The organism is Streptococcus mitis, assembly GCF_001074635.1.
Classification (GTDB): Bacteria; Bacillota; Bacilli; order Lactobacillales; family Streptococcaceae; genus Streptococcus; species Streptococcus mitis_E.
The window spans coordinates 42,192-56,817 of the sequence record NZ_JUQO01000065.1 but is presented as its reverse complement, the minus strand read 5'-3'; the positions used below and the strand labels follow the sequence as shown (position 1 = coordinate 56,817).

The window sequence follows — 14,626 nt, the reverse complement described above, 5'->3', positions numbered from 1 at the left end:
GAGTACGGCAAGGCGACGTTGACGTGGTTTGAATTTGATTTTCGAAGAGTATTAGTTTTATTTCTACTGAATCTCCCATCTACTTATTCCTAAAGTTGCTTTCATTTGCCTCTTTTGATACACTTAAACTATGAATACAAATCTCAAACCCAAACTTCAGCGTTTTGCTTCTGCGACTGCCTTTGCCTGTCCTGTCTGTCAAGAAAATCTGACTCTGCTAGAGACTAGTTTCAAGTGTTACAACCGTCATTCTTTTGACTTGGCGAAATTTGGCTATGTCAATCTGGCACCTCAAATCAAGCAATCTGCCAACTACGACAAGGACAACTTTCAAAACCGCCAACAAATCCTAGAAGCCGGCTTTTATCAGGCTATTCTAGAGGTCGTCTCTGATTTACTTTCAAACTCAAAAAATGCCAAAACAATTTTAGATATCGGTTGTGGCGAAGGATTCTATTCTCGCAAACTTCAAGAAAGTCATCCTGACAAAACCTTCTATGCCTTTGATATTTCCAAAGATTCCGTCCAAATCGCTGCCAAGAGTGAACCAAACTGGGCAGTCAACTGGTTCGTTGGTGACTTGGCTCGTCTTCCTATAAAAGACGCTAGCATGGATATCTTACTTGATATCTTTTCCCCTGCCAATTACGGAGAATTTCGTCGCGTTTTATCCAAAGACGGCATCTTGATAAAGGTCATCCCAACTGAAAATCACCTCAGAGAAATCCGTCAAAGGGTACAGGACCAGCTGACAAACAAGGATTATTCCAACCAAGATATCAAAAATCATTTCCAAAACAACTTCACTATCTTATCCAGTAAAACTGCCTCACTAACCAAGCCTATCACAGCAGAGCAGCTCCAAGCCCTACTCAGTATGACCCCATTACTCTTTCACGTTGACCAGAGCAAGATTGACTGGAGCCAACTGACAGAGATTACTATTGAGGCTGAGATTCTTATTGGGAAAACATTCTAAACTAGACTTCCCAAAAGCAGAAAACTTACCAAAAATCTTCAATATTACAAAAACGCATAAGAACAGGTACTCAAAAACCTTAATCTTATGCGTTTTGTTATGCAAAAATCACTGGAGTTTCTATACACATTAAGTGGAAATCTTTGAAATCAGTTCTTTTAATAACCATTGAATACCATATATTACATTTATCCCAAATATGATATAGGACGTATAAATCAAGTATTTCGATTTCTGCCGTCTCAAAGAATAGATCTTGTACAAGATAAACAAATTTAAAATAATAAATAATAGAGACAAAATCTTCCCCCAAAAATCAATCCTAAAGGTACACAGCTAAGCATAGCCCTAAACTTTATTTTCGATTCGAGATAACAAACTTATCAATAAACAGTAAGTGATATAAGGCCAGTACCAAACCCCAAATGCTACCACGAAAAGAGATTTCTTGATGATTGAGAGGAAACAAATCGTGATTACCTATATAGAGGCAGGTCAAAATGATAAATAAAATCCAAAATAAATCAGTCCATCTATATTTTGAAAAATATTTTTTCCACATAAAAACACCTTCTTTCCTACAATCATATTATAATACTTTATGTAAGCGAATACAAGAAATGTGAGGTAATCAACTAAAGAAGAAGCATGAGATTGAAAGAGAGTGTTAAACCTTCAATACGTCTATGCTTTCTCTTCTTTTAAGACAAGATTGACCCAAATCCACAGCATTTAAAAAAGCGAATTTCAATCGAAACTCGCTTTTTTACAAAATGTATTAGTATAAACTTGTATCTTAGTTCAAGTGCCAGATATCTTCGTTATACTGAGCGATTGTACGGTCAGATGAGAAGAATCCTGCTTTAGAAATGTTAACGATGACTTTATCCAACCATGCGTCACGGTCTTCGTAGTCAGCAAGCATTTGCTCTTTCACTTTGATGTAGTCTTCCAAGTCAAGAAGAGTCATGAACCAGTCTTTGTTGATCAATTCATTGTAAAGACGTTCCAAGCGCTCTTTGTTTCCAGCTGCAAGAACTGCATCGCTAACGATGAAGTCAACCAATGGTTTGATAGCTTTACGAGCGTAGAATTCACTTGATTTGTAAGCTGCTTTTGCGTAAAGGTCTATAACAGTTTCTGAATCTTCACCAAAGATGTAGATGTTTTCGTCGCCAACCAACTCAGCGATTTCCACGTTAGCTCCGTCCATAGTACCAAGAGTCAAAGCTCCGTTCAACATGAATTTCATGTTACCAGTACCTGAAGCTTCTTTAGAAGCAAGTGAGATTTGTTCTGAGATATCACATGCTGGGATAAGGAAGCTTGCTGCAGTAACGTTGTAGTTTTCAACCATAACTACTTGCAAGTGTGGAGCTACTGCTGGATCGTTAGCAATAACTTCTGACATGCAAAGAATCAAGTGGATGATGTCTTGAGCGATTGTGTAGGCTGGAGCTGCTTTACCACCAAAGAAGATTGTGATTGGGCGAGCAGGGATGTTACCAGCTTTGATGTCAAGGTATTTGTGGATTACGTACAAAGCGTTCATTTGTTGGCGTTTGTACTCGTGAAGACGTTTGATTTGGATGTCAAAGATAGAGTTTGGATTAATTTCCACACCTTGGTGTTCTTTCAAGTGACGAGCCAATTTACGTTTGTTGTGAGCCTTGATGCTTTCCAATTTTTCTTTGACAGCTGCTTTGTCTTCATAAGACAATAGTTTTTCAAGCTCATCAGCTTCATGGTGCCAACCTTCTCCAAGAATCTCATCCAAGTAGTGAGACAAGCTTGGGTTAGCATGCATGAGCCAACGACGGAAAGTAATACCGTTTGTTTTATTGTTGAATTTTTCTGGGTAAAGGTCGTAGAAAGCTTTCAACTCAGAGTTCTTCAAGATTTCAGTGTGAAGTGCTGCTACTCCGTTAACGCTGTATCCGTAGTGGATATCCATGTGAGCCATGTGAACACGTCCGCTCTCGTCAATAATTTGAACAGCTGGATCTTTCACTTCTGCTTTCACGCGACGGTCCAATTCTTTAATGATTGGTACCAAGTGAGGAACCACTTCTTGCAAGAATTCAAGAGGCCATTTTTCAAGGGCTTCAGCAAGGATTGTGTGGTTAGTGTAGGCAGTCATGCTACGAACGATTGAGATTGCTTCGTCAAGCTCGATACCACGTGCAGTCAAAAGACGGATCAATTCAGGGATAACCATTGATGGGTGAGTATCGTTGATTTGTACAACAGCGTAGTCAGCAAGGTCATGCAAGTTGCTTCCTTTTTCGATTGCTTCATCGATGATCAATTGAGCACCGTTTGAAACCATGAAGTATTGTTGGAAGATACGGAGCAATTCACCTTGTTTATCGCTATCGTCTGGGTAAAGGAAAAGAGTCAAGTTGCGAGCGATATCTGTCTTGTCAAAGTTGATACCATCTTTAATAATAGAAGAATCAACTGAATCCAAGTCAAACAAACGCAAGCGGTTTTTAGTTGCTGTTTCATAACCAGTAACATCAATATCGTAAAGAGTTGATGTCAAAGTAAAGTCTGCAAATGGTACTTGGTAGCTACGGCTTGAGCGAACCAACCAGTTTTGCTCTGTCAACCATGCATTTGGAATTGTTTCTTGTTGGTTGTTTTTAAGAACTTGTTGGAAAAGACCAAAGTGGTAGTTCAGACCAACACCGTCACCATTCAAACCAAGAGTCGCAATTGAGTCGATAAAGCAGGCAGCCAAACGTCCCAAACCACCATTACCAAGAGATGGTTCCAATTCAACTTCTTCAACTTCGATCAAGTCTTTACCTGCAGCAGCAAGTTCTTTTTTGACATCGTCGTAAAGACCAAGGTTGATCAAGTTGTTTGACAAGAGTTTACCAATCAAGAACTCAGCTGAGATATAGTAAACTTTCTTTTTACCAGTGTTGACTGGTTTTTGGCTGCTTGCAAGCTTGCTGTAGTTAAGAAGAGCAAGGTAAAGCTCTTCATTGCTACATTCTGCAATGGTTTTATTGTAACGATTTTGTACAAATTCTTGTAGTGATAACATGTTTAAGGTGTCTCCTGATATTGTATTATTTCTTTAATTCTACCAAATTTTCATTAATTCGTCGATAGATTGTTGTCAAGTCAAGCAAACCTTCCTCGACAGCTGGTGTCAATTGATCTTCAGTCATACGCCAAGACCAGTTTCCACCAAGGGTAGATGGGAAGTTCATACGAGCTGTCTCATCCAATTCTAGCAAATCTTGCATAGTTGCAATTGCCATGAAGCTAACTGATGAAAAGACTGTACGAAGCATAGCGTGTGGAACTGTTTCGTATTCTTTACGGTTGGTGTAGCGAGCCATGTACTCACGAGTCGCATCATCAATCTCGTTACGGTACCAACCAAGGACCGTGTTGTTATCGTGTGTTCCTGTGTACATAACTGAGTTAGCAGGTGCCAAGTGTGGGCTATCGATACTTTCGTCTTCTGGGTTGAAGGCAAATTGAAGAATCTTCATTCCTGGGAAGCCAGTACGTTCACGCAACTCAATAACTTCATCAGTCATGAATCCAAGGTCTTCAGCGATGATGTTTAACTCACCAAGTTCTTCCTTAACGGCTGCAAAGAGCTTGTAGCCAGGACCTTTGACCCACTCACCAGGTGCTGCTGTATCGGAACCAGCAGGGATTTCCCAGTAAGATTCGAAACCACGGAAGTGGTCGATACGAACGATATCGTAGATTTTGAAGCTTTCACGCAAGCGTTCAATCCACCATTTGTAGCCGTCTTTGTCCATTGCTTCCCAATCATAGATTGGGTTACCCCAAAGCTGACCAGTTGCAGAAAACTCATCTGGTGGACATCCTGCGATGCATGTTGCCTTACCGTTGACATCTGTTTTGAAGAGATGTGGATTTGCCCACATATCGCTTGAATCTTCCGCTACATAGATTGGCATGTCCCCAACGATTTCGATGTGGTTGTCGTTAGCGTAAGCTTTCAATTTCAACCATTGTTGGAAGAAGAAGTATTGAGTCACGCGGTGGTAAACCAACTTGTCTGCCAATTGCTCACGATAGCTTTCAAGTGCTGAAGCTTTACGAACGCGAGCATCAGCATCTGGCCATTCAGTCCAAGCAAGATTTTCAAAATGTTCTTTGATAGCCATATACTCAGCAAAGAGCTCAAGCCATGATTGGTTGTCTTGAGCAAATTTCTCAAAATCTTTAACATCTCCAACTTCAAAGAAACGTTTCACCGCTTTTTCTAAAAGAGGACGACGTGCATAGTAAATCTTAGCATAATCAACTTCAGACGCATCACTACCAAAGTCAACCCCTTCAAGATCATTTGCTTGCAACAAGCCTTGTTCCACCAAGATATCTAAATCGATAAAATGAGTGTTCCCTGCGAAGGCTGAGAAAGATTGGTAAGGAGAGTCTCCGTAACTAGTTGTTCCTAGTGGAAGGATTTGCCAGTAACGTTGTTTTGTGCGAACCAAGAAATCAACGAAGTCGTAAGCACTTTTACCAAATGATCCGATTCCGTATGCTCCTGGGAGAGAAGAGATGTGCATCAACACACCACTTTGACGTTTTTTCATAAACAACACCTCGTGTATTTGTAGTTTAAATTTTCATTTTTGGGCGCAAACGTTTGCGTTAAGATAATTATAGCGTATTTTCCCGACAAATGCAAGCGTTTTTAAAAAACTTTTTGATTATTTTTTTAAAAAAACTTGTCCTTCTTTATGTATACATATACATTTTCCTTTTCTATTTACAAAATCTTCTTCAACTACAAATAGAAGGCTCAACTTAGCCTACTTTTGGTCTAGAGCAATTTATTTTTTGTTCAAAATCTAGGCAATCGTTTCCCTAAATAATTTCAGTAAAAGCATGAAAATATATTTTCTAACTTTTCTTCTATTATAAGCAAATAAAACGCTTACCCTTTCCGTGAAATTTTTTTAAAATTTTTACAAAAAACACTTGCAACCGTTTTCTATTTGTGCTATACTAGTCCCATAAAGGAAAACGTTTGCGTTTCCTCATTATAAAATTTGTTATTCTTTAGGAGGAATACACTATGTCATCTAAATTCATGAAGAGCGCTGCTGTGCTTGGAACTGTTACACTTGCTAGCTTGCTTTTGGTAGCTTGCGGAAGCAAAACTGCTGATAAACCTGCTGATTCTGGTTCATCTGAAGCGAAAGAAATCACTCTTTACGTTGAGGACCAATACAAAGCTTATGCTGAAACAGTAGCTAAAGCTTATAAAGAACAATCAGGAACAACAGTTAACATCAAATCTGGTGACCAAATGGGTGGGCTTGACAAACTTTCTCTTGACAACCAATCAGGTCAAGCTCCTGACGTTATGATGGCTCCATACGACCGTGTAGGTAGCCTTGGTACTGACGGACAACTTTCAGAAGTGAAATTGAGCGACGGTGCTAAAACAGATGATAAAACTAAATCTCTTGTAACAGCTGCTGACGGTAAAGTTTACGGTGCTCCTGCCGTTATCGAGTCACTTGTTATGTACTACAACAAAGACTTGGTAAAAGAAGCTCCAAAAACATTTGCTGACTTGGAAAACCTTGCTAAAGATAGCAAATACGCATTCGCTGGAGAAGATGGAAAAACTTCTGCTTTCCTAGCTGACTGGACAAACTTCTACTTTGCATACGGACTTCTTGCTGGTAACGGCGGTTACGTATTCGGACAAAACGGTAAAGACGCTAAAGACATCGGTCTTGCAAACGACGGCGCTATCAAAGGTGTAGAATACGCTAAAACTTGGTATGAAAAATGGCCTAAAGGTATGCAAGATACTGAAGGAGCTGGAAACCTAATCCAAACTCAATTCCAAGAAGGTAAAACAGCTGCTATCATCGATGGACCTTGGAAAGCTCAAGCCTTCAAAGACGCTAAAGTAAACTACGGTGTTGCAACTATCCCAACTCTTCCAAACGGAAAAGACTACGCAGCATTTGGTGGTGGTAAAGCTTGGATCATCCCATCAAGCACTAAGAACCTTGAAGCTGCTCAAAAATTTGTAGACTTCCTTGTTTCAACTGAACAACAAAAAGCCTTCTACGATAAAACTAATGAAATCCCAGCTAACACTGAAGCTCGTTCATACGCTGAAGGTAAAAATGATGAGTTGACAACAGCTGTTATCAAACAGTTCAAGAACGCTCAACCAATGCCAAACATCTCTCAAATGTCAGCTGTTTGGGACCCAGCTAAAACAATGTTGTTTGAAGCTGTAAGTGGTAAGAAAGATGCTAAAACAGCTGCTAACGATGCTGTAACATTGATCAAAGAAACAATCAAACAAAAATTTGGTGAATAAAAAATTTGTTCAAGGGGGGTGGAAATCAAATCCCCCTTTGAATTTATCAACAAAAACACAAATAGTTTAGGTTTTATCTAAAAACCAGTATCCTATGAAAGGAGTTATTATGGAAAAGCAACAACCTAGTAAAGCAGCCCTGCTGTCTATCATTCCTGGGTTAGGACAGATTTACAATAAACAAAAGGCCAAAGGTTTTATCTTCCTTGGTGTAACCATCGTATTTGTCCTTTATTTCCTAGCACTTGCAGCCCCTGAATTGAGCAATCTCATCACTCTTGGTGACAAGCCAGGTCGTGACAATTCCCTCTTTATGCTGATTCGTGGTGCCTTCCATTTAATCTTTGTAGTTGTTTATGTACTCTTTTATTTCTCAAATATCAAAGATGCACATACAACTGCTAAACACATTAATAATGGTATTCCAGTAGCACTTACCTTTAAAGAAATGGTCAAAGGAATCTATGAAAATGGCTTCCCTTACCTCTTGATCATTCCATCTTATATTGCCATGACTTTTGCAATCATCTTCCCAGTTATCGTAACCTTGATGATTGCCTTTACTAACTACGACTTCCAACACTTGCCACCAAACAAATTGTTGGACTGGGTTGGTTTGACAAACTTTACAAACATTTGGAGCTTGAGTACCTTCCGTTCTGCCTTCGGTTCTGTTCTTTCTTGGACTATCATTTGGGCTTTATCTGCCTCAACTTTACAGATCGTCATCGGTATCTTCACAGCTATCATTGCTAACCAACCATTTATCAAAGGAAAACGTATCTTTGGTGTTATTTTCCTTCTTCCTTGGGCTGTCCCAGCCTTCATCACTATCTTGACATTTTCAAACATGTTTAACGATAGTGTCGGAGCCATCAACACTCAAGTCTTGCCAATCTTGGCTAAATTCCTTCCTTTCCTTGATGGTGCTCTTATTCCTTGGAAAACAGATCCAACTTGGACAAAAATTGCCTTGATTATGATGCAAGGTTGGCTTGGATTCCCATATATCTACGTTTTAACTTTGGGTATCTTGCAATCTATTCCTAACGACCTTTACGAAGCAGCTTATATTGACGGTGCCAATGCTTGGCAAAAATTCCGCAACATCACTTTCCCAATGATCTTGGCCGTTGCGGCACCTACTTTGATCAGCCAATACACCTTCAACTTTAACAACTTCTCTATCATGTACCTCTTCAATGGTGGAGGACCTGGTAGTGTCGGAGGTGGAGCTGGTTCAACCGATATCTTGATCTCATGGATCTACCGTTTGACAACAGGTACATCTCCTCAATACTCAATGGCGGCAGCTGTTACCTTGATTATTTCTATCATTGTCATCTCAATCTCTATGATTGCATTCAAGAAACTACACGCATTTGATATGGAGGACGTCTAAGATGAATAACTCAATTAAACTCAAACGTAGACTGACTCAAACCCTTACTTACCTCTACTTAATTGGCCTATCAATCGTGATTATCTATCCACTTTTGATTACCATCATGTCAGCCTTTAAAGCAGGTAACGTCTCAGCCTTTAAACTAGATACTAATATCGACCTCAATTTTGATAACTTTAAAGGCCTCTTCACTGAAACCTTGTACGGTACTTGGTATCTCAACACTTTGATTATCGCCTTAATTACTATGGCTGTTCAAACAAGTATTATCGTACTTGCTGGTTATGCTTACAGCCGTTACAACTTCTTGGCTCGTAAACAAAGTTTGGTCTTCTTCTTGATTATCCAAATGGTGCCAACCATGGCCGCTTTGACAGCCTTCTTCGTTATGGCACTTATGTTGAACGCCCTTAATCACAGCTGGTTCCTCATCTTCCTCTACGTTGGTGGTGGTATCCCGATGAATGCTTGGCTCATGAAGGGCTACTTCGATACAGTGCCAATGTCTCTAGACGAATCTGCAAAACTAGACGGTGCAGGACACTTCCGCCGCTTCTGGCAAATTGTTCTTCCACTTGTTCGCCCAATGGTTGCCGTACAAGCTCTCTGGGCCTTCATGGGACCTTTTGGAGACTATATCCTCTCTAGTTTCTTGCTTCGTGAGAAAGAATACTTTACTGTTGCCGTAGGTCTCCAAACCTTCGTTAGCAATGTGAAAAACATGAAGATCGCCTACTTCTCAGCAGGTGCTATCCTCATCGCCCTTCCAATCTGTATTCTCTTCTTCTTCCTACAAAAGAACTTTGTTTCAGGACTTACAAGTGGTGGCGACAAGGGATAATATATCCCCGCCACCCTTTTTCATTTTGAAGCTTGTGACTATAAAACTATCCTTGTGACAAGCAATTTTTCTCCTAGACTTGAAATAAAGCGCATTTCTCTATATAATAATACTCATATAGAAAACACCTTTTAGAAAGATACCTATGCTTCCATATCCATTTTCCTATTTTTCAAGTATTTGGGGATTTCGTAAGCCCCTGTCCAAACGTTTCGGGCTCAACTGGTTTCAACTACTCTTTACCAGTATCTTCCTTATCAGCTTGTCTATGGTACCCATTGCTATCCAAAACAGCTCACAGGAGACTTATCCGCTAGAAACCTTTATCGATAATGTCTATGAACCATTGACAGATGAGGTTGTCCAGAATCTCTCCGAACATGCTGCAATTGTTGATGGTAAATTTACTTATACAGGAACAGCTAGGCAAGCCCCTTCTCTTTTAATCGGTCCAAGTCAAAGCAAGGAATTACCTAAGGATTTGCAACTGCATTTCGATACGAATGAGCTCGTCATCAGCAAGGAAAGTAAGGAATTGACCCGTGTCTCTTACCGAGCGATTGAGACTGAGAGTTTCAAAAGTAAAGACAGCTTGACCCAAGCCATTTCTAAAGACTGGTACCAGCAGAATCGTATCTATATCAGTCTCTTTCTAGTTCTCGGTGCTAGCTTCCTCTTTGGTTTGAATTTCTTTATCGTCTCTCTAGGGGCTAGTCTTCTCCTTTATATCACTAAGAAATCACGCCTCTTTTCATTTAAAACCTTTAAAGAGTGCTACCATTTTATCTTGAACTGTTTAGGATTGCCAACTCTGATTACGCTTATTTTGGGATTGTTTGGCCAAAATATGTCAAACCTCATCACTATACAAAACATTCTTTTTGTCCTTTATCTGGTCACTATCTTTTATAAAACGCATTTCCGTGATCCAGATTACCATAAATAGGAGATTTTTATGCCCGTTACGATTAAAGACGTGGCCAAGGCTGCTGGTGTTTCGCCTTCAACCGTAACCCGTGTTATTCAAAACAAATCAACCATTAGCGACGAAACAAAAAAACGCGTTCGCAAGGCGATGAAGGAACTCAATTACCACCCCAACCTCAATGCTCGTAGTTTGGTAAGCAGTTATACCCAAGTTATCGGCTTGGTGCTCCCTGATGACTCAGATGCCTTCTACCAGAATCCTTTCTTTCCATCAGTCCTACGTGGCATCTCTCAAGTCGCCTCTGAAAACCACTATGCCATTCAGATAGCAACAGGGAAAGATGAGAAGGAACGTCTTACTGCCATCTCACAAATGGTCTATGGTAAACGTGTAGACGGTTTAATTTTCCTTTATGCCGAAGAGGAAGATCCTTTAGTCAAACTGGTCGCTGATGAGCAGTTCCCCTTCCTCATCCTCGGAAAATCTCTGTCCCCCTTCATTCCACTTGTCGATAATGACAACGTTCAAGCTGGCTTTGATGCGACTGAATATTTCATCAAAAAAGGCTGCAAGCGAATTGCCTTTATTGGAGGGACTAAGAGACTCTTCGTAACACAAGACCGTTTAACAGGCTATGAGTCAGCACTCAAACAGTACCAACTGCCTCTTGATAGTAACTTGACCTATTTTGCGAACGAATTCCTAGAAGAAAAGGGCTATCAATTTAGTAAGCGTTTGTTTAAACACGATCCTATGATTGATGCTATCATTACAACCGATAGCCTCCTAGCTGAAGGAGTCTGTGACTACATCGCTAAGCACCAGCTGGATGTCCCTGTTCTCAGCTTCGACTCAGTCAATCCCAAGCTCAACTTGGCAGCCTATGTCGATATCAATAGCCTAGAACTTGGTCAAACATCATTTGAAACGATTCTTCAGATTATCAACGATGCTAAGAGCAATAAACAAATTTGTTACCGTCAGTTAATCGCCCACAAAATTATCGAAAAATAAAAACCAGCTCGTGCTGGTTTTTTAGTTACTAATTTTCTGTTTCAACGAATCGTCCCAGAATATGAACATTCTCAGATACAGAGACAAAGGCACCTGGATCCACCTGTTTCATAATCTGTTTAAATTCATTAAACTCTGCACGTGTAATGACAGTGATTAAAACTGCCTTTCTTTCGTGATTATAGGTTCCTTCTGCATCGTGGATCATGGTTGCTCCGCGGTGCAATTTTTTATGGATTTTCTCAATTACTTTATCTGGATGATTGGTCACAATCATGGCCTGCATTCGTTTTTGCTTGGTAAAGACCGCATCTGTCACACGGCTAGAGACAAAGATGGTAATCATAGAGTAGAGAGCGTATTTCCAACCAAAGGTCAAACCTGCTATCAGCATGATGGTCCCATTTACCAAGAAAGAAATACTACCGACATTCTTACCTGTTTTCTTGCGAATGGTCAGACTGACAATATCCGTCCCACCACTGGAGATATTGTTGCGAAGAGCAAAACCAATCCCCAAGCCCATGACAACACCCCCAAAAAGGGCATTGATAATGGGATCCTCCGTCAAGGTCGCCACAGGGACAAACTGGATAAAGAAGGAACTCATAGATACCGTGATAAAGGTAAAGACGGTGAACTTATGGCCAATCTGATACCAAGCCAAGACCATCAAAGGAAAATTAATGGCATAGAAGGTCAGCGAAATCGGAATATGAAAACCAAACCAGTGATTACTCAAGGCAGAGATAATCTGTGCCAGACCTGTCGCACCACTCGAATACACATGACCTGGTTGGAAAAAGAAATTGACCGCTACTGCTGATAAAAAACCATAGACCAGAGAAGCCGAAATCTTCTCATCGTATTTTTCACGAGAGATGCTTTGTAAGACACGTAAAATTTTTATCTGATGAGCAAAGCGGCGCAGATAATAGCGCCACCGCTTAATTCGTTTTGCTTGTTTCATCTTCTTCTACTTGTAAGCTGAGTTCCTCTAGTTGTTTGAGAGCTACTGTTGAAGGAGCTTGTGTCATTGGGTCACTTGCCTTGTTGTTCTTAGGAAAGGCAATGACTTCACGGATATTTTCTTCTCCTGCTAAGAGCATGACAAATCGGTCAAGCCCGATAGCCAAGCCACCGTGTGGTGGGAAACCATAGTCCATGGCTTCAAGAAGGAAGCCAAACTGGTCATTTGCTTCTTCAGCTGAGAAACCAAGAGCCTTAAACATGCGTTCTTGAAGGTCTTTTTGGTTGATACGAAGGCTACCACCACCAAGCTCATAACCGTTCAAGACAATATCGTAAGCAATGGCACGAACCTTAGCCAAATCACCTTCTAATTCGTGAGCTGTTTCTTCCTGTGGAAGGGTGAACGGATGGTGGGCGCTCATGTAGCGACCTTCTTCTTCAGACCATTCAAACATTGGCCAATCAACCACCCAAAGGAAGTTGAATTTATCATTGTCAATCAAACCAAGCTCTTTGGCAATACGTCCACGAAGGGCACCAAGAGTTGCATTGGCCACTTCAAGCGTATCCGCCACAAAGAGAACGAGGTCCTTATCTTCAAGTGCAAGCGCTGTTGTCAATTCTGCTTGGATGCCTGTCAAGAACTTGGCAACTGGTCCGTTTAGTTCTCCATCAACTACCTTGACCCAAGCAAGACCTTTGGCACCGTACTGTTTGGCTACTTCCGTCATCTTGTCGATGTCTTTACGTGAATAGTTGTCCGCAGCGCCTTTGACCACAATGGCTTTTACAGCAGGTGCTTCTGAAAAGACTTTAAAGTCTACACCTTTGACCACTTCTGTCAAGTCCTGAAGCAACATGTCAAAACGAGTATCTGGCTTGTCAGAACCGTAAAGAGCCATAGCGTCATCGTATTTCATACGAGGGAATGGAAGCGTCACTTCGATGCCTTTTGTTTCCTTCATCACGCGCGCAATCAAGCCTTCTGTGATATCTTGGATTTCTTGCTCAGTAAGGAAAGATGTTTCCAAGTCGACCTGGGTAAACTCAGGCTGGCGGTCACCACGCAAGTCCTCATCACGGAAACATTTGACGATTTGGTAGTAGCGGTCAAAACCAGCATTCATCAAGAGCTGCTTAGTGATTTGTGGACTTTGTGGAAGAGCATAGAAATGCCCTTTATTAACACGAGATGGCACCAAATAATCACGCGCCCCTTCTGGCGTTGACTTAGAAAGGAATGGTGTCTCCACGTCGATAAACTCCAACTCATCTAAGTAATTACGGATAGAGTGGGTCACCTTAGCACGAAGTTTAAGATTTTCCAACATTTCTGGACGACGAAGGTCAAGGTAACGGTAACGCAAACGTGTATCGTCATTGGCCTCAATGCCATCCTTAATCTCAAATGGTGTTGTCTTAGCTGTATTAAGCACTGTCAGAGCTGTCACGTTTAACTCAACTGCACCAGTTGGCAACTTATCATTGGCTTGCTCACGCGCAGCGACCTGACCAGTCACCTCGATAACAAATTCGCTACGAAGGCTTTCAGCTGTTGCCATAACCTCTGCAGAAACTTTTTCAGGATTGATAACCAACTGCATAATTCCTTCACGGTCACGAAGGTCGATAAAGATCAAACCACCAAGGTCACGACGACGACCAACCCATCCTTTCAAGGTCATTTCTTGTCCGATGTGTTCCTCACGAACACGACCAGCATACATACTACGTTTCATTGTTTCTCTCCTCTTTTATTCTGTTACTATTTTACCATAAAAGCGCAGGCTCTTCATGAAAATCATCAGAAAAGTTTGCCAGTCTTTAAAAATCAGGTAAAGCCCCTAAAAATTAGCGCCCATACAAAAATCCGATGAACTTCATCGGACTCTTTTATTTTGAATTGTTGCCTGCTTTACGCTTTTCAGCGATTTCGGCTGCCTTTCGAGGCAAGACGATTTCCGTTGTGTAAGCTGTCCCAAAACGCCAGATACCGGCAATAGGGGCAAAGACCACTGCTAAATGGCTATAGAAGAAATCTCCCTTAAAGGCATAAGCTAGCGCTCCAATGATGAAAAATAGAACAACTGCTTGAATCACTGCTAATAAAATTACTCGTTTCATGTGACCTC

12 protein-coding genes are annotated in these 14,626 nt (G+C 40.9%); 6 read left to right on the top strand and 6 right to left on the bottom strand.

Going from position 1 to position 14,626, the window contains the following annotated elements:
* Window positions 1–130: 130 nt before the first annotated feature.
* A complete protein-coding gene (locus ADI58_RS02640; RefSeq protein ID WP_049521350.1) occupies window positions 131–979 on the top strand; it encodes a putative RNA methyltransferase in 849 nt (282 codons plus the stop codon).
* 355 nt (window positions 980–1,334) lie between these two features.
* Here the strand turns inward: ADI58_RS02640 and ADI58_RS11655 are convergent, their stop codons facing one another.
* The 3 genes from ADI58_RS11655 to malQ form a co-directional block, all read right to left on the bottom strand.
* Entirely contained in the window at window positions 1,335–1,541 is a 207-nt protein-coding gene (locus ADI58_RS11655) for a hypothetical protein (RefSeq protein ID WP_049521349.1), read from the bottom strand.
* A gap of 234 nt (window positions 1,542–1,775) precedes the next feature.
* Window positions 1,776–4,034: a glycogen/starch/alpha-glucan family phosphorylase gene (gene glgP / locus ADI58_RS02630; protein WP_049521348.1), complete on the bottom strand. Its 2,259-nt coding sequence runs from the start codon at window positions 4,032–4,034 to the stop codon at window positions 1,776–1,778.
* 25 nt (window positions 4,035–4,059) lie between these two features.
* Window positions 4,060–5,577, bottom strand: a complete 1,518-nt coding sequence (gene malQ, locus ADI58_RS02625) for a 4-alpha-glucanotransferase (protein ID WP_049521347.1) — start codon at window positions 5,575–5,577, stop codon at window positions 4,060–4,062.
* A gap of 485 nt (window positions 5,578–6,062) precedes the next feature.
* Between malQ and ADI58_RS02620 the strand changes: the two genes are divergently transcribed.
* From ADI58_RS02620 to ADI58_RS02600, 5 genes are all read left to right on the top strand, one after another.
* Complete coding sequence (locus ADI58_RS02620) at window positions 6,063–7,334, top strand: extracellular solute-binding protein (RefSeq protein ID WP_000095473.1); 1,272 nt, start codon at window positions 6,063–6,065, stop codon at window positions 7,332–7,334.
* Window positions 7,335–7,443: 109 nt separating this feature from the next.
* On the top strand, window positions 7,444–8,736 hold the full coding sequence (locus ADI58_RS02615) for a sugar ABC transporter permease (RefSeq protein WP_049521346.1): 1,293 nt from the start codon (window positions 7,444–7,446) through the stop codon (window positions 8,734–8,736).
* 1 nt (window position 8,737) lies between these two features.
* Window positions 8,738–9,580, top strand: coding sequence for a sugar ABC transporter permease (locus ADI58_RS02610; protein WP_004236955.1), 843 nt, complete (start codon window positions 8,738–8,740; stop codon window positions 9,578–9,580).
* A 145-nt stretch (window positions 9,581–9,725) separates the two neighbouring features.
* Complete coding sequence (locus ADI58_RS02605) at window positions 9,726–10,526, top strand: DUF1189 domain-containing protein (RefSeq protein ID WP_049521345.1); 801 nt, start codon at window positions 9,726–9,728, stop codon at window positions 10,524–10,526.
* 9 nt (window positions 10,527–10,535) lie between these two features.
* Complete coding sequence (locus tag ADI58_RS02600) at window positions 10,536–11,522, top strand: LacI family DNA-binding transcriptional regulator (protein WP_033675771.1); 987 nt, start codon at window positions 10,536–10,538, stop codon at window positions 11,520–11,522.
* A 28-nt stretch (window positions 11,523–11,550) separates the two neighbouring features.
* Here the strand turns inward: ADI58_RS02600 and ADI58_RS02595 are convergent, their stop codons facing one another.
* The 3 genes from ADI58_RS02595 to ADI58_RS02585 all read right to left on the bottom strand — a co-directional run bounded on the left by ADI58_RS02595 (window position 11,551) and on the right by ADI58_RS02585 (window position 14,618).
* Window positions 11,551–12,492, bottom strand: a complete 942-nt coding sequence (locus ADI58_RS02595) for a YitT family protein (RefSeq protein ID WP_000806276.1) — start codon at window positions 12,490–12,492, stop codon at window positions 11,551–11,553.
* Window positions 12,470–14,233, bottom strand: coding sequence for an aspartate--tRNA ligase (aspS, locus tag ADI58_RS02590; RefSeq protein WP_033675768.1), 1,764 nt, complete (start codon window positions 14,231–14,233; stop codon window positions 12,470–12,472). Before aspS ends, ADI58_RS02595 begins: the two co-directional genes overlap by 23 nt.
* Before the next feature lie 154 nt (window positions 14,234–14,387).
* Complete coding sequence (locus tag ADI58_RS02585; protein ID WP_000832186.1) at window positions 14,388–14,618, bottom strand: hypothetical protein; 231 nt, start codon at window positions 14,616–14,618, stop codon at window positions 14,388–14,390.
* Window positions 14,619–14,626: the final 8 nt, after the last annotated feature.